The sequence below is a fragment of the Marivirga tractuosa DSM 4126 genome (assembly GCF_000183425.1).
Classification (GTDB): domain Bacteria; phylum Bacteroidota; class Bacteroidia; order Cytophagales; family Cyclobacteriaceae; genus Marivirga; species Marivirga tractuosa.
On record NC_014759.1, the window covers coordinates 967,213 to 987,961 of the forward strand.

Sequence of the window (20,749 nt, forward strand, 5' to 3'; positions counted from 1 at the left end):
TTGAAATAGTAAGAATGAAAAAATCGAACATAAATTTCGAAATTGATTTAGACAAAGATAACGTACCTGAAAAAATTCAATGGAGTGCTACTGATGCAGGTGAAGAATTAACAGAAACAAAAAGTATAAGCATCTCGCTTTGGGATCATGTACAGAAAAACTCAATGAGAATTGACTTATGGACTAATGAAATGCCAGTAGATGAGATGAAGAGGTTTTACATAGATTGCTTGGGCGGTATGGCACAGAGTGTCCTAAATTCTACAGGAGATGAGTTCATGGCAGAAGAAATGAATCTGCTCTGTGAAAAATTGGTGAAGCATCTAGAAAAAGAGATGAGAGAACAAAAATAATTAGAAGGTGGCTGAGGTCACCTTTTTTATTTTAATACATGATCAGCTAATATCTTCTGCACTTCATAAATATCTACCGACTTATTAAATTCTTTCTCGATAGTTGGATCTTGCTGTCCTTTCATCCAGATTTTCAGGCTAGCTTTTGGATCAAAAGAAATTTGGGATTCTATACTAAAACAACCAATTTGAGGATATGGTAACGATAAAGTAGTCACTTTTTTACCTTCCGCACTTTGTTTGCTTTCTACAATCAACCTTTTATTGGTAAAAATAAAGGTGTCGTCATTGAGCTTGAAACCCACTTCTACTTCTTCATTATCGAGAAAAAAATGACCATAGTCTTCTTTGATCTTGGAGTTCTCCAAAACACCAGAATTATTTAAGAAATTTGAAAAAAAATTCATAGAAGTAAAATTTAAAATATGACACCAAACTCCACCTTAAACTGATGATAATTAAGAAATTTCTCACCATTCTGAATGCGATCTTCTTCTATTAAATAGTTAGAGACCTGATATCTTACCTTATTGAATAATGTAATTCTATTTAAGAAACGGTAATTCAACCCAAGCGATGCACTTAAGCCTATATTATTTACGCTCTCCCAATCATTTTCAAAATCAGCAAGCATAGAATGACTGTCCTCACTTTCGGATGCAGGGCCACGCCTAATAGAATAATTGTAAGTACCTTTCCATAAGCGACTTAAAACAAAGCTTGCATTCACAAAAGGCTGCACCTTTCTATTGTTCAATGTAAAACCTATTCCAATTGGTAAATCAATCTGATTAAATTGATATTTCAAATCATAATTATATAACCAGTAAGCATTAGCTATCCTTGAATTATTGTAAGCGTATTGATTGTTAAACGAAAAATGAGGTGAAAATATTAGATAAGATTTACTTGACTTTTGAAAACGAAAATAAAAATCAGCACCAAACATTAAATTCTGGTCACTTAATCCTTTTACTTCACTACTTTTATACAACAATAGTCTTTGTGAAGATAATGTTGTAAAGCCGCCAAAATATAATCCTAAATTATATTCTATTTCAAATTGCGACTCATCTCTAAGAAGTGCGTAACCGCTTCCCGTACATTCATGATACCTTTTTAAAAGGGATATTAAACTTTTATAATTCATTTTTGAATCCATGATTTCATCATATAAAAGATAACAATCAGAAAAAAGGACGCTTAAAATTGCTAGATATTCTTTATTATGTTTTAATACCAAACTTCCCTTGTCATTTCTAATCTCAGAATCTGTATCTTTTAATTGATATAATTTGTTACCCTTTTCGATATAAAAAACCGAATTGAACTGATAAAGACTTGCCTCTCCGATTAATAGTACCTCTAAAAATTTAAAAATGGAATCCCTGCCTTGATTAGGAATCAGCTTCTTGTGGTGGAGTCTCCCTATTTCATCTTTATAAGCCACTATCTGATTCATCCGATATAATTTCTCAGGAGTATTTTTGTCAGGTTTAAAGTACAAGCCTTGTTCAATATGTATAACTTCAGAAGTCGGACGAACAAAACCAATTAAAGTGTCTTGCGATTCTGTCACTAGATATTCATTTAAATCTTTTTCTTGGGGATATAAAGGTAGTACGTAACCAATTGACAGAAATAAAAGCAAGAAATAATATCTCATAAAGGAGCTAATAATGTTTTCGTTTTTATTTAGAATGTAACTTAGAAAATTTCAATACCATAAAACAACTATTCATACTCTATTTTAAATAACCATAGTTGCGTCTCCTGTTCAGCATTAAAATTATCATCCGATATGAAAATTAAGCTTTTGCTACCATCAGGGAAATCTGGACCGAATGTCATCCCTTCAATATTGTCAATTCTCTGATTAAAAGCAGAAAAGTCCAGTATCAAGCTCTTTTCTACTGAAGTATACTCTTGTCCAATTAAAGAATTAATTTTCTGTATGTCAGTAGCATTTGTTATATCAACTTCAAATAATTTCACAAAGTTACCTACCCCTGTTGTATAAGATCTTTCCAATACCCACAACCTATTTTCATCTATATACATAATTTCAGGTACTGAATTTATAAAAAAACCTGTTTCAGGATTAGGTTTAGTCTTTAAAGAACTAATCTGATAAGCATATTGATCAAGAACAACACCATTTTTGATGTCTTGCCTCACTAACCTAATCGGATATGTATCACCACCAAACCCTGGCACTTCCCCGTCTTCCTTCAATGGCAATTCATTGGCATACCAAATAATGCTATCATTTTCAAAACTTAAACTTTCAAATCCACCGTTTTCTCGAACTCCTTTCTTGCTACTAAACCTAAAAAGATCGGGTACTGTAATGGTATTTATCACCTCTCCCCTTCTATTAATTTCCCAAATGTAGGGATGTAACCATTCGTTCGTCCTTCCTCCTTCACTAGTATAAAAGTATGAATCGCTAGAAGCCCTAAATCGAATAGACTCAGGATCAAGTTCATTTGTTTCGAATAAATCACCCTCTTCGTTTTTCAATAGAATAGTTTTATTGAATTTATGACTTTTGAAGCTGTCCTGACTTATTATTATCTCCATTTCATAAAACCTTGCCGGGGAATACTCAGAGCGGTCATCTGATATCACCACGAACGTATTATTAGATATATAATCAATAGAGGATAGTCCACCTACAATGGTGCTGTCTACCATCCTATTACACTTAACAGTTGTTTTATCTAGAAATTTGATTGAAACCTTGTCCTCTGATTTATTTGAATCAGTTTCTTTACATGAACTCAATGCTACTACCAGAAATAAATAATAAGAAAAGTACTTAAACATAAAATTGAATGACAAGAAAAAAGTTTATGTAAAATTAATATAAAATAAATGGCTGTAAGCTTTTAAATGCACTTTTTAAGTCCAACTCCCAATATTAATACTTATATCTTCAAAATTAAACTTGCAAAGTCATAGGTATTGTCAAAAAAGAAGTAACTTTGTGAAAATTAAAATTATTATAATGAATAAAGGAACAGTAAAATTCTTTAATGATTCAAAAGGATTTGGATTTATTATTGACGAAAGCACACAACAAGATTATTTCGTACATGTATCAGGTCTAATTGACGACATTAGAGAAAATGATGAAGTTGTTTACGAACTTCAAGACGGAAAAAAAGGTTTAAATGCAGTGAATGTGAAATTAGCTTAATTGATAAATATACATTTTAAGATCATTTAATTGAATGAAGGTTTCTCAGGTTTGAGAAACCTTTTTTTATGTCTAATAATTGAGTAGTTTGAAATAATCAGCTTCTTGCATAAACATAGATTACAATTATTAGTTAAAAATCAATAAAAAACACTACATATGAACTGGAACGATGTAATCAAATTTGCTAATAACGGGAGCCCTGAACCACCAAAAAGAGTTAAAAAAACCGATCTTGAATGGAAATCAATTTTATCGCCAGAAGAATATCGGGTTACTAGGAAGAAAGGTACTGAGAGTGCATTCAGCGGTGAGTACTGTGAAGCGCATGAAGCAGGACTATATGCCTGTAGATGCTGTGAGACTACATTATTTGATTCTACTCTAAAATTCGAATCCAATTCGGGTTGGCCAAGTTTCACCGAGCCATTCGAAAACAATGTGATTAAATATGAAAAGGATGTCAGTTTTGGAATGATCCGAGTGGAAGTTCTATGTAATGTCTGCGATGCCCATCTTGGGCATGTATTTCCAGATGGCCCAAAACCAACTGGATTACGCTATTGTATTAATTCAGCATCTATAAAATTAATGAATGCTTAACGGATCAGATTCACAAAAGACGTTCCTAAATTATCAGCTATAATCTTTTTATATTTAACGCTTTCTTTAAAAGAAGGCGTTAAAAATTCTGCCCATACAGCATCCCAATCACTGCCTTTTGGAAAAATAAACCCCAATTGATCTTCTAATTCATTCAAAGGTACTGGATGTCGAGTTACATCCATTCGCTTTCGTACAGCATCAAAATATTCTGTAAAATCAATTAATGTGAAATAGTTTGAGTTACTCCTTAAATTAGCATTAACCTCAGTCCCAGAATTTACATACTCAATTTCAATAGTTGGGAAATACTGATCAGAAATCTTTTTTAAGTATTTTTCGTGGGTTGAACCCTTGATGATTACGGCCTTATAATTTTCAAAATTGGAAGACATTTTTGATAAATCCTTTATAACTGGAGCGTCTCCATTTGAAAGTAATACAGACGGATTATTCATATAGGCAGGACTGAAATCTAAATATGCTTTTCGTTCTTTTGTAATACTGGTATTGCATACCCCCATTACATTTTCACCGTTCTTCACAGTATTAATGAATTCTGTAAAAACAGGCACTTTTCTCACAAAACTAAAATCTAATTGAACGCTATATTTATCTTTTACATATGATTTAAACTCCTTCATTATATCAATACAAACACCTTGCATTTCTCCATTCTCCTCAAAAACAAGACCTGGTGTTTGATAATATATACAAGTAACTTCACCCTTACCTACCCTTTTAATTTCGGACCAGCTTTTGCCATTTATTTGACTAAATGAGATTGATGAATATAAAATAAGAAGAACAGTAATAAAAAAGGTATATGGTTTCATGCTATTTAAGGTTATTAAAACTCTAAATATAATTAAACCTTTGACTAATATCAAAATTTAATTTATGCATGACGTATCCCCATCAAATCCAATTCGGGGATGTACTGCAAATTTTCATCTTTGATTGAGTCTGGTACAAAAACAAACTTCTTATCAAAAACCTGATCTAGAATATAATAACTAACCCAATATTCATTGTTAAGTTGAAATAATTCGGGCTGAATGGGTTCTATTCTTGCATAGCTCTGTTCCTCCACCTTTTCAATCATGTGACGCAAAACGGATGTCTCCTTTTCTTCACTCCCTATTCTTCCGTAACCTCTTGAAGTTATCATTACAGTTTCCAACTCTATTAAATTTTTATTGATTAGATACACATCCCATTGTGTTTCTCCTGCTTTTTCAGATTGAGTTATTACCAATTCTACACCGGTCACTGGTGAAAAATCAATATCCTTTTTCATATTTCTTCCAATAATTTCATTTCAAACAAATCTGCTATATGCTGTTTCAATTTAATGCTAACCTCCTGCATATCTAGCTTTTCACCTAATTCCGCTTCCATTGAGGTGACAGCCTTATCATCAATTCCACATGGAATAATATTCTTAAAATAATTTAAATCAGTATTCACATTAAATGCAAAACCATGCATGGTTACCCATCTGCTTGACTTCACTCCCAAAGCACATATTTTTCTAGGATTTTGTGCATCTTCTTCATAATCAATCCACACTCCTGTTAAGCCTTTAATTCTTCCCGATTCAATTCCATAATCCATCAAAGTAAGGATTACAGCCTCTTCTAGTAATCTTAAATATTTATGGATATCCGTAAAGAAATTATCTAAATCAATAATAGGGTAACCTACGATTTGTCCAGGTCCATGATAAGTAATATCTCCTCCCCGATTAATTTTATAATAAGTTGCCTGTTTTTCTTTCAATCCATTTTCATCAAGCAGTAGATTGTCTTCAGATCCACTTTTACCTAATGTATAAACATGTGGATGCTCCAAAAAAATAAGGTAATTCGGTGTTATCTTTTGATCTTTCTCCTCAATTTTCCTATTAGCCGTCTTAATTTCGATCGTTTTAAAGAATAATTCTTCCTGATAATCCCAAGCTTCCTTGTAATCCATCAAGCCTAAAGAAAGGAATTGAGTCTCTTTATTTATTCTATAGTTCACGACTTCTCTGCTAATTTATTTTTTAAATAATCAATATTTTCAACAGGAAATGGATCAACTTGGTTTTCTTCAGCTAAATAAAAACTGATCCAGTCTACTAAATGAATAAAATAGTATAATTGTTGCGTAAAGCTCTTGCCCTTTGCTTTTAACTCAATAATTTCTGCATGTTGCAAAATAATTGACTTACTAGCTTCCATCCTTTTCTGATTTTGGGGGTGATCAAAATCAGACCTCAATAAAATAGCTTTGCTTCTCGAAATATGATCCTCAGGAAACCTCCAACCAACTATTTCATTATGATTCAACTCAGGAAATACATGCGTATGAGATAGTTGCTTACTGTTTTCTGCTAATTGTTGCTGAAATCTTAAAACAGCTGGATAGAACTTTTGATCAGCATAAAGCAATGCATAGAAACTATGAATATTCTTGGCTAGTGTTTTAGCTTCAATTTGAATCTCTTCTTGAAATTCCATTAAGAGCTTACTACTATGTCCTATTTCTTCTTTAATATCAATACCTGGACATAGGCCAAGTTTTTGCAGCAACATTAAAATAGCAACAGAAGGATAAGCTAGACCCGCACGAGGACATTCTGCTTTTCCTGAAAAATTAAACTGAGGGAAATTTTCTTTATCTGATATTGCCTTTAATTTCCCACCAGTTGTGACCGAAAATATATGATCAGTCTGCTTTTTGGCTATTTCTAAAACTGTTAAAGTTTCTTCTGTATTTCCACTGTAAGAGCAAGCAATAAATAAGGTTTTCTCATTTACCCAAAGTGGCAAATTATAACCTTGAATCAAGGTTATTGGAATTTTACAGTAATCTTCCAGAATACTTTTCACAAGGTGAGCGCCAATACCTGAGCCTCCCATTCCGCTTATGGCAACATGGTGGATTTGATCTTTTGGAAAGTCAGTAGCGTTAATTTGTTTTGTTAAATCCAACGCTTCTTTCAATTGCTCAGGAAAAGTTTTTATTAAATTTATCACAGTGAGGTTTAAATTCATTTTATTAATTTACAAATATACTATCAGATTGATACCAAAAGAATGAATACAAAAAAAATAGGCGACAAAGGCGAACATTTAGCCAATAAAATTATAGAATCTAAAGGCTATGAAATTTTGGAACGAAATTATCGATTTAAAAGATGTGAAATTGACATTATTGCTTTACATAATAACTTGTTAATTTTTATTGAAGTTAAATCATTACATTCTTTTACTCATGGTTACCCTGAAGAACGAGTAAATCAGGCAAAAATAGCTAAAATAATGGAAGCTGCCGAAAACTATATCTATTCAATTAACTGGCAAAAAGATATTCGTTTTGATATTCTCAGTATCAATTTGAATGAACCCGAAAAACACCTTCATATTGAAGATGCATTTTATTAGTCTAGGGCAACCAAAAATCAAAAATTATCTTATTCATACAATTGAAATGACCTTTAGGGCACTTCTGATAACCAATTTTTGAACAAGGTCTGCAGTTAACTTTTGTATTCTCCAGAATTGTAAATTTGGTTTTGTAAGGATACATCCCAAACATTGGAATTGTATTACCCCAAATGCAAAATATATTCTTTTTGAAAGCAGCTGCAATATGCATCAAACCTGTGTCATGAGTAAAAACATAAGTAGCGTTTTTCACTAATGAAGCAGATTGATTCAAGTTAAATTTTCCGCAAGCATTGAATATTTTAGCCTTTTTACCCATTTCAGATAGCTTTTCTTCATATGGAGCAGAATTTTCTGTCTGCTGAAAAAACTTTTCTACCTTCTCTCCCATTTCAGTATCTTCTGGCCCTCCTACTAAAACAATCGGTTTATTGATCTTGTCACACAGCTCAACCATTCTTTTGAAAGGTAGCTTCTTAGTATTGTGCTGAGCACCAATCACATAAGCCACATATTCTTTTTGATGAGTCTCCGGTAACCAATCGTTTTCTACTTCATCCTTTTCAGGAATAAAATAATCAAGTCCAAACTGATCTTTCTTCACACCTAATGCTGAAGCAGCAGCCATGTAACGATCCACTATATGCTGATTAGGCAACTTATTAACTTTCATGTTTACCATCAGCCACTTTTCCCAGTTCAATTTATCAAATGAATTTGAAGGTACATTCAATCTTAATTTGATGATCTTAGTGCGTAAATTATTGTGAAGATCAACTATGTAGTCAAAATTTTCAACTTTCAAAGCAGAAACCAACTCGTTTAAGCTATCATCCAACTTATGGACTTTATCCACGTAAGGATTGTTTTCAACTATATTAGCATAGGCCTTTTTTGTACCGTAATGCACTTCAACATCAGAAAGTTGTAATTTAATTGCCCTGATTACTGGAGTAGTCAAAACAATATCTCCAATTGAGGAAAATCTTAAGATGAGGACTTTTTTAACTTTTTTCAAATTCTATATTTTTGATAATGCTGACTTCTTACGGTCTTCAAAATATTGTGATATTTCATCTAAGCTTTTGGCGTTAAGTGTTTCTTGAGCAGTTAGTCCTGCTTTTCGGCCAATGCAGAGGCCATAATACATGTCGTGATAGCCAATTGTTTCGTGGGCATCAGGATTTATTGAAATTTGCACTCCTTGATCGAGCGCATACCTTACATATCTCCAGTCTAAATCCAACCGCCAAGGGTGAGCATTAATTTCGATCACCACACCGTATTCTGCACAAGCATCTATTACAGCTTTATGATTTATAGGATAGCCTTTTCTCTGTAACAATAACCTGCCAGTGGGATGTCCTAAAATGGTAGTAAATGGATTGGCAATTGCATTTAGCAATCGATTGGTGGCTGTTTTTTCATCCATATTTAATGGAGAATGAATGGATGACACCACAAAATCAAAGCTTTCCATTACCTCATTGGCATAATCTAATGAACCATCATTCAAAATATCAGATTCAATTCCTTTGAAGATTTTAAAAGGCGCTAATTTTTCATTTAGTACATCTATTTCCTCATGCTGCTTTTTAATCCTGAATTCCTGCAATCCATTAGCATAAGAAGCTGTTTTACTATGATCACTTATTCCTAAATATTCATAGCCCAAATCCTTACAATACTGAGCCATTTCCTCCAAAGAATTTTTACCATCACTGTAAGTACTATGATTATGTAAAATTCCTTTTAAATCATCCATTTCAAGCAGTTTTGGAATTGCATTTTCCTTAGCCCAATCTAGTTCCCATAAGCCTTCCCTAAGCTCAGGCACTATATAGGGAAAGCCAGCTGCTTCATAAATTTCTTCCTCAGAACCAAATTGCTTTTGCTTTAAGATATGACTAAATGACTCGTCTTTTCGTAATTCAGCATTAAGATGATTAGGATGTGCAGTAGTCTTAAACAATTCATTAACAAATTGTTCCGTTGAGGTGAAGATGATGTTGATCTCAGCCTTCAAGGCTTTATAATTGAATTTCAAACTAAGGGGGCCAGAATTTTTCTTATCGAGTACAAAACCTTCATTTTTGGATATGTACTGAATGATTTTTGCTTTATTTTCAGTTGCAACCAATATTTCTACTGGTTTTATAACTTCCAGTTTTCTCCTGGTATCAGAAGTTATAGAGACTTTATTTACTCCGTCTATAGATCTTAAATCCTTAATAATCTTATCAGCTAATTTTTCTGCCTCTCTATAATGAATAAAGCCTCGCATACTCAATTTAAACTCAACTGCTTCTTGCAGTTTAACTTGCGTTTTATCGCCAAATCCCTTCAATGCCGCTATTTTATTTTCTTTGCAGGCAATTAGTAGATCTTCCAAACTTTCAATTCCTAACTTTTCCCAGATGAGTTTAATTTTCTTTGGACCGAAACCGCTCAACTGCATCATTTCCAAAATTCCTTCAGGTGTTTTGGCGCTTAAATCATCAAAAAACTCGAATGAACCTTGCTCATTTATTTGATAAATAGACTGAGCCAAACTTTTCCCTACTCCCTCAATTTCTTGAAGTTCATTTAGATCCATTACAGCCAAGCTTTGATTATATCTTTCAAGACTGTTAACTGCGCTCTGATAAGATTTTACTTTAAAATCATTCTCACCATGCAACTCCATAAGCTTGGCAGTGCTCTTTAAAATTCTTATTATTTGTTTATTTTCCAAAGCTTCTTGATTTTTCGTAAAATTAAAGGATATATTGAGAAGGATAATGGATTGATTATGTATTTTTTTTGTTTAACAATTGAGTTGAACTTATGTTATACGTACACTAGTGAAAATAAAACGATCTTGACGAATTTTTTTTTGAAGAGCAATAAGCATTTAAGAAATAAGATTAAAAGAACCATAAAAACTGTTACAACCAATATGAACTTGAAATTTCTCTTAAGCTTTTTAATACTTTTAGTGACCTGGCCAGCTCTAGCACAAATTTCACAACCATTAAGGTATGAAATTGAAATTGATAATTCTTATGACGAGTACAATATCGTTTCGGCAGAAGAAAATGGACTTTTTCTATTTAAAGAATTGCAAGAAAAATCAACCTTTAAAGAACTACATTGGCAGATTATAAGACTGGATACCTCTTTACAAGAAACTAGCAGAAGGGAAGTCATAATTGATAGTAAATTTACATTTAAAGGCTACAGTTATGCAGACGATCAGTTAGTGTTGCTTTTCCAAGAAGGTTACGAATTTGCAAAAGACTTGTTATTCATTACGTTTTCAATAAGAGGAAATTCTTTCCAATCTTATTTGTATGAGAATTTAGTTCCTATTCAGTTAACTGAATTTGAAGCCAAAAATGATGCAGTCATCTTTGGTGGTAATGTCAATATGCGAACAGTTGTTATGGTGTATAACTTCACTGCTAGAAAAGGAGTGGTTCTGCCTGGTTTTTACAATGACAGAAGTAGTTTATTACAAATTTCCACTGATACTAAAGACGATTACTTCAGGGTAATAACTTCTGATAGAATGCCTAATAAGAGGTTTGGAATTTCAGTGAGAGCCTATAGCACTATGGGCGAACAAATTTTCACCGACCAACTGATTGCAAAAGAAGATCTAAGTTTGACTGATGGTAGGATCGTAAATAGTAGCGAAGGAGGTAATTTACTAGCTGGCACTTATTCGGCTAATAAAAGAATAGAGACATCAAGAGGGATTTTCGTAGCGGATTTCAATAAAGTAAGTCAAAACCAAATCAACTATTACAATTATGGTGAGCTGGAAAATTTTTTCAATTACATGAGGGAAAGAAAAAAAGAAAGAATACTTAAAAGAATTGCCAGAAAAAAAGTAAAAGGAAGAAAACTCAGGTTTAGCTACCGCTTATTTGTGCAAGACATTATCAAGCAGAACAATGAAAATATATTGATTGGTGAAGCTTATTACCCTACTTATACCAATCGACAAAGAGGCTTCGATCCATACACTATGAGTGCCTCTTATTCCCATGGTGGAAGTTCAGTGCAAGCTTTTGACGGGTATAAATATACTCATGCGGTTATCATGGCTTTTGATAATAATGGAAAACTACTGTGGGACAACAGCTTCGAAATCAACGATCTTAAAAGTTTCAATTTAGAAGAACATGTTCATTTAGCCTTTTTAGAAAATGAAATTGTGATGTTGTATTTATATAATCAACACTTAAAAATAAAGGTCATTAAAAACAATGAAATTGTAGAGGGAAAATACACGGAAGAATTAAGACTAATGTATGAAAATGATGAAATAAGAGCTAATGATGAGGATTTAGAAGGTTTAGAACATTGGTATGGAAATAATTTTTATGCACATGGAGTAAATAGGGTCAAAAATCTAAGGGATGCAAATATTAAATTGAACAGAAAAGTATTTTTTATCAATAAAATCGTGGTCAAATAAATAGCTAGTTTACTATCTTTGCCCCAGCGCCATGGAAAAACGTTTAATTTTAGATACCGACCTCTTGCAAATTACCATTAACAGGTTAGTGGAAGAATTGATTGAAAACCACAAAGATTTTCAAAACACGGTTTTAATTGGGCTGCAACCTAGGGGAGTTTTCTTAGCACAAAGAATACAAAAAAGATTAAACGAGCGCTTAAATAAAGAACTTCCTCTCGGATTGTTAGACACCACCTTCTACCGTGATGATTTCAGGAGAAGAGACACTCCGATTAAAGCAAATGCCACCGATATCCCCTTCATAATTGAAGACAAAAAAGTTATTTTGATTGATGATGTGCTATTCACTGGTAGAACAGTAAGAGCCGCTCTAGATGCAATGATTGCATTCGGAAGACCCAAACTAGTTGAACTTCTAACCTTCATCGATCGGAAATACACGAGAGATTTACCTATTCAACCCGATTATGTTGGACAAAGAGTGAATACCATAAAAACTCAGCGAGTACTTGTAGAATGGACAGACCAAGGTGCTGAAAATGATAAAATCTGGTTAGTGACAAAAGAAGAATAATGACAAATTTAAGTGTAAATCATTTATTGGGTATCAAAGACTTAACAGAAGAAGATATTCAATTGATTTTTCAAACTGCCGACCACTTCAAAGAAGTTATTAATAGACCCATTAAAAAAGTCCCATCGCTAAGAGATATAACCATAGCCAATATATTCTTTGAAAATTCAACTAGAACAAAATTATCGTTCGAATTGGCTGAAAAAAGACTATCGGCAGATGTCGTAAATTTCTCTTCTTCTAATAGCTCTGTTAAAAAAGGAGAAACTTTATTAGATACAGTCAACAATATTCTTTCCATGAAAGTGGATATGGTAGTCATGCGACATTCAAGCCCAGGAGCTGCGCATTTCCTTTCAAGACACATTAATGCGAATATAGTAAACGCAGGCGATGGCACTCATGAACATCCAACTCAGGCTCTTTTAGATACTTACTCCATAAGAGAGCAAATTCAGGAAATCAAAGGAAAAAAAGTTGCAATCATCGGGGACATCTTACACTCAAGAGTCGCATTATCAAATATTTACGCCTTAAAAAAGCTGGGTGCCGAGGTTATGGTTTGCGGTCCAGCAACCCTATTACCAAAGTATATTTCAGATTTAGGAGTCAAAACTAGCTGGGATGTGAAAGAAGCTTTAGAATGGTGTGATGTTGCCAATATTCTACGAATTCAATTAGAAAGACAGCAATTAAAATACTTCCCTTCTTTAAGAGAATATTCGCTCTATTATGGTGTTGACAGGAAGTTATTAGACAGTATCGGTAAAGAAATTATCGTAATGCATCCAGGACCGATCAATAGAGGGGTGGAAATTAGTAGTGATGTGGCAGATTCTAAGCAATCAATTATTCTAAATCAAGTAGAAAATGGAGTGGCTATTAGAATGGCTGTACTTTATTTATTGGCACAAAAAAGACAGAATTAAGATTCTGCCTGAAGTATAAATTCCGTTAACTCTTGGTTTGCACTTGGACCAAAGCCATCAGCAATTGTTCCTTTTTTACCAGATGAGGTTGTAATTTGATATAATATTGATAAATCGTCAGGATTTGATTTCCCTTCAAATCTGTATTCTTTTATTTCAGTTATATCTTCTTTTTCAAATGAGTCATTTTCAGTCTTTAATTTCCCACCTTCAAAGAAAAAATCTTCTGTAAATCCTTTATTTTTTAATTCCTCTATCTTTTCAGCTATTGTGTTCATTGAATCCATAAACTATATTTTTGTTTATAGTTATCAACGGAACGAATTAAAGATTGTTAAACAAACTCAATCCTCTAAAGCTTCAAAATAATTGATCAATGGAAATTCACCAGTTGCATCCATAGTGTCAATGGCATAACCCAATTCACCATCATTAGTCATAAAAGTGATTACTGCAGAGCCTTTATCTTCATATAAATATTCCGCTTCCACGGATACCTGCTCTGCAACATAGTGTTTCTCAATTTTAAGATCGTCTTCTTCTCTCCTTAAAACTAACTCACCATTTTCAAAAAGAAAATTATTGTTGTATCCATAATCAGATAACTCATTAATTTTAAAGGCGATTTGTGGATTAAGATTTTGCATTGCTTTCTTATTTAATTACAATACAAATAACGCCACTACATATCTTACAGTTCTTCTTAAAAGAATATGAATATTACATACGTCACTTTTCAATGATGATTATAATTAACTAACTTTGCGGAAAGCAAATAGATAAAAAATGTATTACAACTCTATTATAGAGACCATTGGTAACACGCCATTGGTGAAACTAAACAAAGTCAACAGAGGAATACCAGGGACAATACTGGTAAAAGTTGAATATTTCAACCCTGGAAACTCCATGAAAGATCGAATGGCGATCAAAATGGTTGAAGATGCTGAAAAAGAAGGTAAGCTAAAACCAGGAGGTACAATCATTGAGGGGACGTCTGGAAATACTGGTATGGGATTAGCTCTTGCGGCTATTTCAAAAGGTTATAAATGCGTATTTACCTTAGCAGACAAGCAATCAAAAGAAAAAATGGACATTCTTCGTGCCATGGGTGCTGAAGTAATTGTTTGCCCAACCAATGTTAGTCCTGATGATCCACGCTCATACTACTCAGTAGCAAAAAAAATACACGAGGATACTCCTAATTCTATTTACCCTAATCAGTATGATAATATGTCAAACACAAAGGCACATTATGAAACTACCGGTCCTGAGATTTGGGAACAAACAGAAGGTAAAATAACCCATTGGGCTGCAGGAGTTGGAACAGGAGGTTCTATGTGCGGTACTTCAAGGTATTTAAAAGAACAAAACCCTGAAATAAGAAGCATTGGAATTGATTCTTATGGTTCTGTTTTCAAAAAATATAAAGAAACAGGTGTTTTTGATGAAAAAGAAATCTATCCTTATTTAACAGAAGGGATTGGAGAAGACATTTTACCAAAAAATGTTGATTTCGCCATGATTGATCATTTCGTGAAAGTAACGGATAAAGATGGAGCCATCATGACAAGAAGGTTAGCCAGAGAAGAAGGTCTATTCTGCGGATGGTCTTGTGGTTCCGCTGTACATGGTGCTCTTGAATATGCAGAAGAGCATTTAAAAGAAGATGATGTAATGGTGATTATCCTCCCTGATCATGGTACTCGTTATTTAGGCAAAATCTATAACGATGACTGGATGAAAGATCACGGATTCATTGAAAACAATGATTATGCTACTGCTAAAAATATTGTTAAGAAAAGAAGTAGTAGTTACAAATTAATCAGTATTGATAGCGACCAAAAAATTGGTGAGGTAGTGAAATTATTAGATGAGTTATCTATTTCTCAATTACCAGTTACGAAAGCTGGTGAATTTGTTGGAAGTATATCAGATACGCAGTTATTAAATAGATTAGTGGAAAATCCTGAACTGAAGTCTAAACCAATTTCAGAGATAATGGACAACCCATTTAAGTTTATTGCCTTAAATACTACTGTTGATACTATTTCCTCTATGATGAATCATGGAGATAAAGCATTGATGGTGTTAGATGAAAAAAATGAAGCACATATTATCACCAAGCAAGATTTATTGATGGCATTTGCTGACTAGAATATATCCTCTTTAAAGCAAAAAAAGGCTGTGAATTTAGATTCACAGCCTTTTTTATTTGTGCGCACGAGAAGATTCGAACTTCCACACCAGTTAAGGCACCACCCCCTCAAGGTGGCGTGTCTACCAATTTCACCACGTGCGCATTTTCGCATAGCAAATATACATGCTAAAACTAAAAAACCTATCCATTTTTCACCAGATAGGTTTGTAAGTGTGACCTGCTTGGGGTTCTGCCATTGGCATCCCTATGGGGGAACCCAAGACCCTCCCGGCTTAATAAGTCGGGATGCTCAACCAGCGAATCATTTAATTTCTGCTCTTGTCTTAAACTTTCAAAACCTAATTTATAATAGATTTCTCTAATCAGGAAATCAATCCAATAACTAACAAAAAAAGCTCCAATTCATTTAATCGGAGCTTTCAATTTAATGTGACCCGCTTGGGGTTCGAACCCAAGACCCCATCCTTAAAAGGGATGTGCTCTACCAGCTGAGCTAGCGAGTCAATTTTACAGAAAAAAAATGCCCTAGTTCAGTTAACCAGAGCTTCACAAAGAATTTGTTGTTCAAAATTGTTTTCACAATTTTGAAAAAGTGACCCGCTTGGGGTTCGAACCCAAGACCCCATCCTTAAAAGGGATGTGCTCTACCAGCTGAGCTAGCGAGTCAATTATAATAAAAATTAACTCCTTCTAATTCGTTTAATTAGCAAACTCAAATTGAATGAGTTCCGAGTCTTTTTATTGCTTTTAAGGAGTCGTTTTCCTTAATTGCGTTGCAAAGGTAAGTACTAATTAATAAAATGCAAATGCTAAAGTTCAAATTTCTGATTTCTTCGCTTTTTCTTCTTCTTGTTATCACCACTTGTGGATTTACGCAGTCCCTTGAAAAGGAATTAGTTAAGGCTGATTCACTATATGAAAATAAGCAATATATAAGTGCCATAAAAATTTACAAGAAAATTTATAATGATGGAAATTCAAGTCCAGCTATGCTCTTAAAATTAGCCAGAATAGAAGAGGGAATGGGAAATATTGGTCAGTCTATGTTCTATTTAGAAAAATATCATCAATTCACTAAAGACGAAAAAGTAATTGATTATCTAAAAGAAACTGCAGAAAGCAAAAAAGCTATTGGCTTTGATTATGGATTTACTTATCATGCCAATTTGTTCTATAAGGAATGGAAAATATACTTCCAATTATTATTTTCCATTATCATATTCTTTAGTCTTGGAATGATAATAAAGCATCAAAATTCTCTTCACAAAAAGAAAACTTACTTTGCTATTGCCTTAATTCCAATTCTAATTGTAGCCTGTTTAAATAATTACAATGGAAAATCAGAAGCCATAATAATAAGTAGTCCCAGCTTCTTATTGGAAGGCCCTTCTGCTGGATCTAATTTAGTTGAACAAATAAGTGTTCCAGCAAAAATTCAAGTAAAAGATCAAGTAGATGTTTGGAGTGAAGTTATTATTAATGAAAAAGAAGCTTACATAAAAACCTCCAGCATTAAAAAGCTTTGATTTTAACCAACTGAATTGACCAACTGAATTGCACTGAGATATTCAAGCAGCCCTGGTTTCAAATTATTAATTCTGTATTCAAGCTTTTTGCTTCAAAAATATTAGTCTAATTTTGCAGGCTATGGGAAGAAAACCACATCCAATTATAGAGGAATTAGAGATTGAAAAGATAGCTTCAGAAGGCAAAGCTTTGGGCTATTATAAGGATAAAGTAGTATTTGTAGCAGGAACTGCCCCTGGGGATATTATTGACGTTAGAGTTCACAAAAAAAAGAAAAGTTTCCTTGAAGGGAGCGCTATAAAATTTCACAGAAAATCTAACTTAAGAATAGAGCCTTTTTGTAGTCATTACGGTGTTTGTGGTGGATGTAAATGGCAACATTTGAGCTATGACGATCAATTAGGCTTTAAATCCGAACAAGTGAAAGATGCTTTAGAGCGAATTGCTAAAGTAGATTTACCAGAAATAAAGGCGATTCTAGGTTCCAAAAACACCACTTTCTATAGAAATAAAATGGAGTACACTTTCTCCAATAATCGGTGGTTAACTACTGAAGAAATAGAATCTGGAAAAGAATTTGAGTCTGATGCCCTAGGTTTTCATATCCCAAAAAGATTTGATAAAATAGTACAAATTGAGAAATGCTATTTACAAGCAGATCCATCGAATGCAATTCGTAATTCTGTTGATAGGTTTGCGAAGGACAACAACATCACCTATTTCAATTTAATTAAGCAAGTAGGCTTTCTTAGGAATTTAATCATACGGACTTCTTCTACAGGGCAGACTATGGTCATTTTGCAAGTTGCCGAAGATAATGAAGAATGGTTAAGCATGATGTTGAATCATATAAAAGAAAACTTCCCTGAGCTTACTTCATTACTCTACATTTTAAATCAAAAAGGAAATGAAACTTTCCATGATTTGGATGTAAATGTATTTTATGGAAAAGACCATATCATTGAAGAAATGGAAGGTTTGCAATTTAAGATAGGGCCAAAATCCTTTTATCAAACAAATTCAGACCAAGCTTATGAATTATATAAAGTAGCCAGAGACTTTGCAAATTTGAAAGGAGAAGAAACGGTTTATGACCTTTATACTGGCACTGGTACGATTGCCAATTTTTTAGCCAAAAGCGCTAAGAAAGTTATAGGTGTTGAATATGTAACAGAAGCTATTGAAGATGCTAAAGTAAATTCAAAGTTGAATGAGATTGAAAATACTGAGTTCTTTTCAGGTGATATGAAAGATGTATTCAACGATGAGTTTTTAGTCGAGCATGGCAAAGCGGATGTCATTATTACCGATCCTCCAAGAGCTGGTATGCATCCTGATGTAATTAAGACTCTACTGAATATAGGAGCAGAAAAAATCGTGTATGTTAGCTGTAATCCTGCTACACAAGCACGGGACTTAGCCTTATTGGATGAAAAATATAAAGTAACAAAAGTTCAACCAGTGGACATGTTTCCACAAACGCATCATGTTGAAAATGTGGTCTTGCTAGAATTAAAGTAATCATTCATTTTTAGGACGGTAGATTTCAAACTCTACCCTCCTATTCAACCTTCTATCATCATCCGTTATTTCTTCTTCCACTACTGGCTGACTATTTCCATAGCCTTCCGCCACTACTCTTTCTTCTTCAATTGGATGAAGGATAATTATGTAGTCTCGAATTGCATCTGCCCTTTCTTGCGATAATGATTTATTTCTTAACTCATCGCCAGATGAATCCGTATGACCAGAAATTTTCAACTTAAACTCGGGATAATCAAGTAAAAAATCTACCACTTTATCTAAGTCACTGTACATGTCAGGCCGGAGTTTTGCAGAATTTTCCTCAAATTCAATTGATTTAAATCTGATTTTACTAGAAACCGGATCAATATTTCTATTCATGACTGTATCTCCAGAAAGGAAAAACATTTCTTCTATTCTGAAAAGTTTATCAGACTGAACCACCATTACATAATTGGCATTATTAATCAAGTTAAATTCAAAACTACCATCTTCTCTAGTAAATTTTGGTGCTATTTCAATACCATTTTCAATATCTACAATAGAAACTATACCTCTAAATGGCTTACCTTTTACGGTATCTGTCACCACTCCAGAAACTTTGGTATTAGCACCAGGCTGCGCCTCCATGGGCAATGGAAAGGAGAATAAATCGAGATTATGACTTCTCATTGACGATGAGCCCGCATAAAACAGATCTTCTGATTCAGAATCTATGGTGAAATAGTATTCATCTCCATCCGTATTAATTAAAGGGCCTATGTTTTGAGGTTCGTCCCATAAAAAGGATTTAGCATTGGATTTATAAATATCAAATCCTCCAAAATTCAATAGATGGCCATTAGAACTAAAATATAAAATTTCATAACGTGGATGAATGAATGGACTTACCTCATTGCCTCTAGTATTGACTACTGGCCCTAGGTTTCTAGCCCTTGTCCAATTTCCCTCTTCATCTTTCACTGAAAAATAAATATCCGACAACCCAAAACCACCAATCCTATCAGATGCAAAGAAAAGAGAATCTCCAGTAACGGATAAAGCCGGATGAGAATCCCAAGCTTTGGAATTTAAATTGGCACCTAAATTCACTGCTTTGGACCAGGTGCTGTCTTCTTGCAAATGTGTTTCATATAAATCGCAGTTCCCAAATCCCTCTGGAGAACCACATCTTGCAAAAATAATTTGATTACCTTCCGCATTTAATGCAGCTGAGCCCTCATTATGTCTACTATTTACACCACGAAGTTGAACTGCATCTTGCCACATGCCATCCTCTTGCACTGCTATATATAAATCTTCGTTGGAATTATTTGACAAAATGCTACCACTTAAACTTCGCTTTGAAGTAAAAATCATGGTCTTATTATCCAATGTTAAAGCTGGTGCATAGTCGGCCATATTGGAATTGATTTGTTTCCCCATGCTCAATAAAATACCTCTAGGAGGAACCAAAGTGTCAATTGACTTTCGAAAATCCACTAATTCATAGTAGTAATCTATAGGAACATAATCATCTGTTTGCTCTAACTGGACAGAATCCATGAAAATTTCCATTTGCCTTAAATCTATTTTGCTTTGATGGTGCTTCAATGCCAACCTGTATAGACTTTTAGCTTTTTCAAAATCCCCGTATAATTCCTCCATTTTAGCTAATTGCCAAATTAGTCGAGTATCCTTGTAAAAATTTTCTGTAGCGAATTTTTTCACATAATCCTCCAAAAGTTCTTTAAAGCGCTCCCAGCTTTTAGCAGCTTGAGCTTTGTTGATTTTATTCAGTTCATTTTCATCATTGTAATAATTAATCTGATTAACATTAGGAAAGTAAAAGGGAAATAATTCTTCCGATTCTTTTTTCGATAAATCCACTTGAGGATTGTATTGCCCTATAAGATCTGATGAAATACTAATAAACAATATTAAAAAGCAATATTTAAATGTGTGCTTCAAGACAATTTGATAGTTTTACGGTAA

22 protein-coding genes and 3 tRNA genes are annotated in these 20,749 nt (G+C 33.5%); 10 read left to right on the top strand and 15 right to left on the bottom strand.

The window, feature by feature from the left end; genetic code table 11:
* Positions 1-14: 14 nt before the first annotated feature.
* Positions 15-353 carry a gliding motility protein GldC gene (gene gldC / locus FTRAC_RS03935; protein WP_013452938.1) on the top strand — a complete coding sequence of 113 codons (339 nt, stop codon included), beginning with the start codon at positions 15-17 and terminating at the stop codon, positions 351-353.
* 26 nt (positions 354-379) lie between these two features.
* Here gldC and FTRAC_RS03940 read toward each other — a convergent pair whose 3' ends face one another.
* From FTRAC_RS03940 to FTRAC_RS03950, 3 genes are all read right to left on the bottom strand, one after another.
* On the bottom strand, positions 380-760 hold the full coding sequence (locus FTRAC_RS03940; protein ID WP_013452939.1) for a PH domain-containing protein: 381 nt from the start codon (positions 758-760) through the stop codon (positions 380-382).
* Between the two features lie 11 nt (positions 761-771).
* Entirely contained in the window at positions 772-2,019 is a 1,248-nt protein-coding gene (locus FTRAC_RS03945; protein ID WP_013452940.1) for a hypothetical protein, read from the bottom strand.
* A 68-nt stretch (positions 2,020-2,087) separates the two neighbouring features.
* Positions 2,088-3,182, bottom strand: a complete 1,095-nt coding sequence (locus tag FTRAC_RS03950) for an esterase-like activity of phytase family protein (protein WP_013452941.1) — start codon at positions 3,180-3,182, stop codon at positions 2,088-2,090.
* 181 nt (positions 3,183-3,363) lie between these two features.
* Between FTRAC_RS03950 and FTRAC_RS03955 the strand changes: the two genes are divergently transcribed.
* A complete protein-coding gene (locus tag FTRAC_RS03955; RefSeq protein WP_013452942.1) occupies positions 3,364-3,555 on the top strand; it encodes a cold-shock protein in 192 nt (63 codons plus the stop codon).
* A gap of 159 nt (positions 3,556-3,714) precedes the next feature.
* Entirely contained in the window at positions 3,715-4,158 is a 444-nt protein-coding gene (msrB, locus tag FTRAC_RS03960; RefSeq protein ID WP_013452943.1) for a peptide-methionine (R)-S-oxide reductase MsrB, read from the top strand.
* Here the strand turns inward: msrB and FTRAC_RS03965 are convergent.
* The 4 genes from FTRAC_RS03965 to FTRAC_RS03980 all read right to left on the bottom strand — a co-directional run bounded on the left by FTRAC_RS03965 (position 4,155) and on the right by FTRAC_RS03980 (position 7,199).
* Complete coding sequence (locus FTRAC_RS03965) at positions 4,155-4,994, bottom strand: substrate-binding periplasmic protein (protein WP_013452944.1); 840 nt, start codon at positions 4,992-4,994, stop codon at positions 4,155-4,157. The two genes, msrB and FTRAC_RS03965, sit on opposite strands and share 4 nt — an antisense overlap.
* Positions 4,995-5,056: 62 nt before the next feature.
* On the bottom strand, positions 5,057-5,458 hold the full coding sequence (locus FTRAC_RS03970; RefSeq protein ID WP_013452945.1) for a hypothetical protein: 402 nt from the start codon (positions 5,456-5,458) through the stop codon (positions 5,057-5,059).
* Positions 5,455-6,183, bottom strand: coding sequence for a lipoyl(octanoyl) transferase LipB (gene lipB / locus FTRAC_RS03975; RefSeq protein WP_013452946.1), 729 nt, complete (start codon positions 6,181-6,183; stop codon positions 5,455-5,457). The genes FTRAC_RS03970 and lipB overlap by 4 nt, the downstream gene beginning before the upstream one ends.
* Entirely contained in the window at positions 6,180-7,199 is a 1,020-nt protein-coding gene (locus FTRAC_RS03980; protein WP_013452947.1) for a bifunctional phosphoglucose/phosphomannose isomerase, read from the bottom strand. The genes lipB and FTRAC_RS03980 overlap by 4 nt, the downstream gene beginning before the upstream one ends.
* A gap of 42 nt (positions 7,200-7,241) precedes the next feature.
* Between FTRAC_RS03980 and FTRAC_RS03985 the strand changes: the two genes are divergently transcribed.
* On the top strand, positions 7,242-7,589 hold the full coding sequence (locus tag FTRAC_RS03985) for a YraN family protein (RefSeq protein WP_013452948.1): 348 nt from the start codon (positions 7,242-7,244) through the stop codon (positions 7,587-7,589).
* Position 7,590: 1 nt separating this feature from the next.
* Here the strand turns inward: FTRAC_RS03985 and FTRAC_RS03990 are convergent, their stop codons facing one another.
* Both FTRAC_RS03990 and polX read right to left on the bottom strand, forming a co-directional pair.
* Positions 7,591-8,610, bottom strand: a complete 1,020-nt coding sequence (locus FTRAC_RS03990) for a glycosyltransferase family 9 protein (RefSeq protein ID WP_013452949.1) — start codon at positions 8,608-8,610, stop codon at positions 7,591-7,593.
* Between the two features lie 3 nt (positions 8,611-8,613).
* Positions 8,614-10,326 (bottom strand): DNA polymerase/3'-5' exonuclease PolX, encoded by a 1,713-nt coding sequence (gene polX, locus FTRAC_RS03995; protein ID WP_013452950.1) that lies wholly within the window; start codon positions 10,324-10,326, stop codon positions 8,614-8,616.
* A gap of 204 nt (positions 10,327-10,530) precedes the next feature.
* Between polX and FTRAC_RS04000 the strand changes: the two genes are divergently transcribed.
* From FTRAC_RS04000 to FTRAC_RS04010, 3 genes are read left to right on the top strand one after another with little or no spacing between them, the layout of a single operon-like run.
* A complete protein-coding gene (locus tag FTRAC_RS04000) occupies positions 10,531-12,057 on the top strand; it encodes a hypothetical protein (RefSeq protein ID WP_148230036.1) in 1,527 nt (508 codons plus the stop codon).
* A gap of 31 nt (positions 12,058-12,088) precedes the next feature.
* Positions 12,089-12,634: a bifunctional pyr operon transcriptional regulator/uracil phosphoribosyltransferase PyrR gene (pyrR, locus tag FTRAC_RS04005; protein WP_013452952.1), complete on the top strand. Its 546-nt coding sequence runs from the start codon at positions 12,089-12,091 to the stop codon at positions 12,632-12,634.
* Entirely contained in the window at positions 12,634-13,563 is a 930-nt protein-coding gene (locus FTRAC_RS04010) for an aspartate carbamoyltransferase catalytic subunit (RefSeq protein ID WP_013452953.1), read from the top strand. The genes pyrR and FTRAC_RS04010 overlap by 1 nt, the downstream gene beginning before the upstream one ends.
* On the opposite strand, the gene FTRAC_RS04015 is transcribed toward FTRAC_RS04010, so the two are convergent.
* Positions 13,560-13,850, bottom strand: a complete 291-nt coding sequence (locus FTRAC_RS04015) for a hypothetical protein (RefSeq protein WP_013452954.1) — start codon at positions 13,848-13,850, stop codon at positions 13,560-13,562. The genes FTRAC_RS04010 and FTRAC_RS04015 overlap by 4 nt on opposite strands.
* A 57-nt stretch (positions 13,851-13,907) precedes the next feature.
* Positions 13,908-14,210, bottom strand: a complete 303-nt coding sequence (locus tag FTRAC_RS04020) for a hypothetical protein (RefSeq protein WP_013452955.1) — start codon at positions 14,208-14,210, stop codon at positions 13,908-13,910.
* Between the two features lie 139 nt (positions 14,211-14,349).
* Between FTRAC_RS04020 and FTRAC_RS04025 the strand changes: the two genes are divergently transcribed.
* On the top strand, positions 14,350-15,720 hold the full coding sequence (locus FTRAC_RS04025; protein ID WP_013452956.1) for a cystathionine beta-synthase: 1,371 nt from the start codon (positions 14,350-14,352) through the stop codon (positions 15,718-15,720).
* 61 nt (positions 15,721-15,781) lie between these two features.
* Here FTRAC_RS04025 and FTRAC_RS04030 read toward each other — a convergent pair.
* From FTRAC_RS04030 to FTRAC_RS04040, 3 genes are all read right to left on the bottom strand, one after another.
* A tRNA-Leu gene (locus FTRAC_RS04030) sits at positions 15,782-15,865 on the bottom strand.
* Positions 15,866-16,154: 289 nt separating this feature from the next.
* A tRNA-Lys gene (locus tag FTRAC_RS04035) sits at positions 16,155-16,227 on the bottom strand.
* Positions 16,228-16,317: 90 nt separating this feature from the next.
* Positions 16,318-16,390 (bottom strand) — tRNA-Lys (locus FTRAC_RS04040).
* Positions 16,391-16,530: 140 nt separating this feature from the next.
* Between FTRAC_RS04040 and FTRAC_RS04045 the strand changes: the two genes are divergently transcribed.
* Together FTRAC_RS04045 and rlmD are read left to right on the top strand one after the other, a co-directional pair.
* Positions 16,531-17,250, top strand: a complete 720-nt coding sequence (locus FTRAC_RS04045; RefSeq protein ID WP_013452957.1) for a tetratricopeptide repeat protein — start codon at positions 16,531-16,533, stop codon at positions 17,248-17,250.
* Positions 17,251-17,371: 121 nt separating this feature from the next.
* Positions 17,372-18,772: a 23S rRNA (uracil(1939)-C(5))-methyltransferase RlmD gene (gene rlmD, locus FTRAC_RS04050; protein WP_013452958.1), complete on the top strand. Its 1,401-nt coding sequence runs from the start codon at positions 17,372-17,374 to the stop codon at positions 18,770-18,772.
* Here the strand turns inward: rlmD and FTRAC_RS04055 are convergent, their stop codons facing one another.
* A complete protein-coding gene (locus FTRAC_RS04055; protein ID WP_148230037.1) occupies positions 18,773-20,725 on the bottom strand; it encodes an OmpA family protein in 1,953 nt (650 codons plus the stop codon). It lies immediately after the preceding gene.
* Positions 20,726-20,749 lie beyond the last annotated feature (24 nt).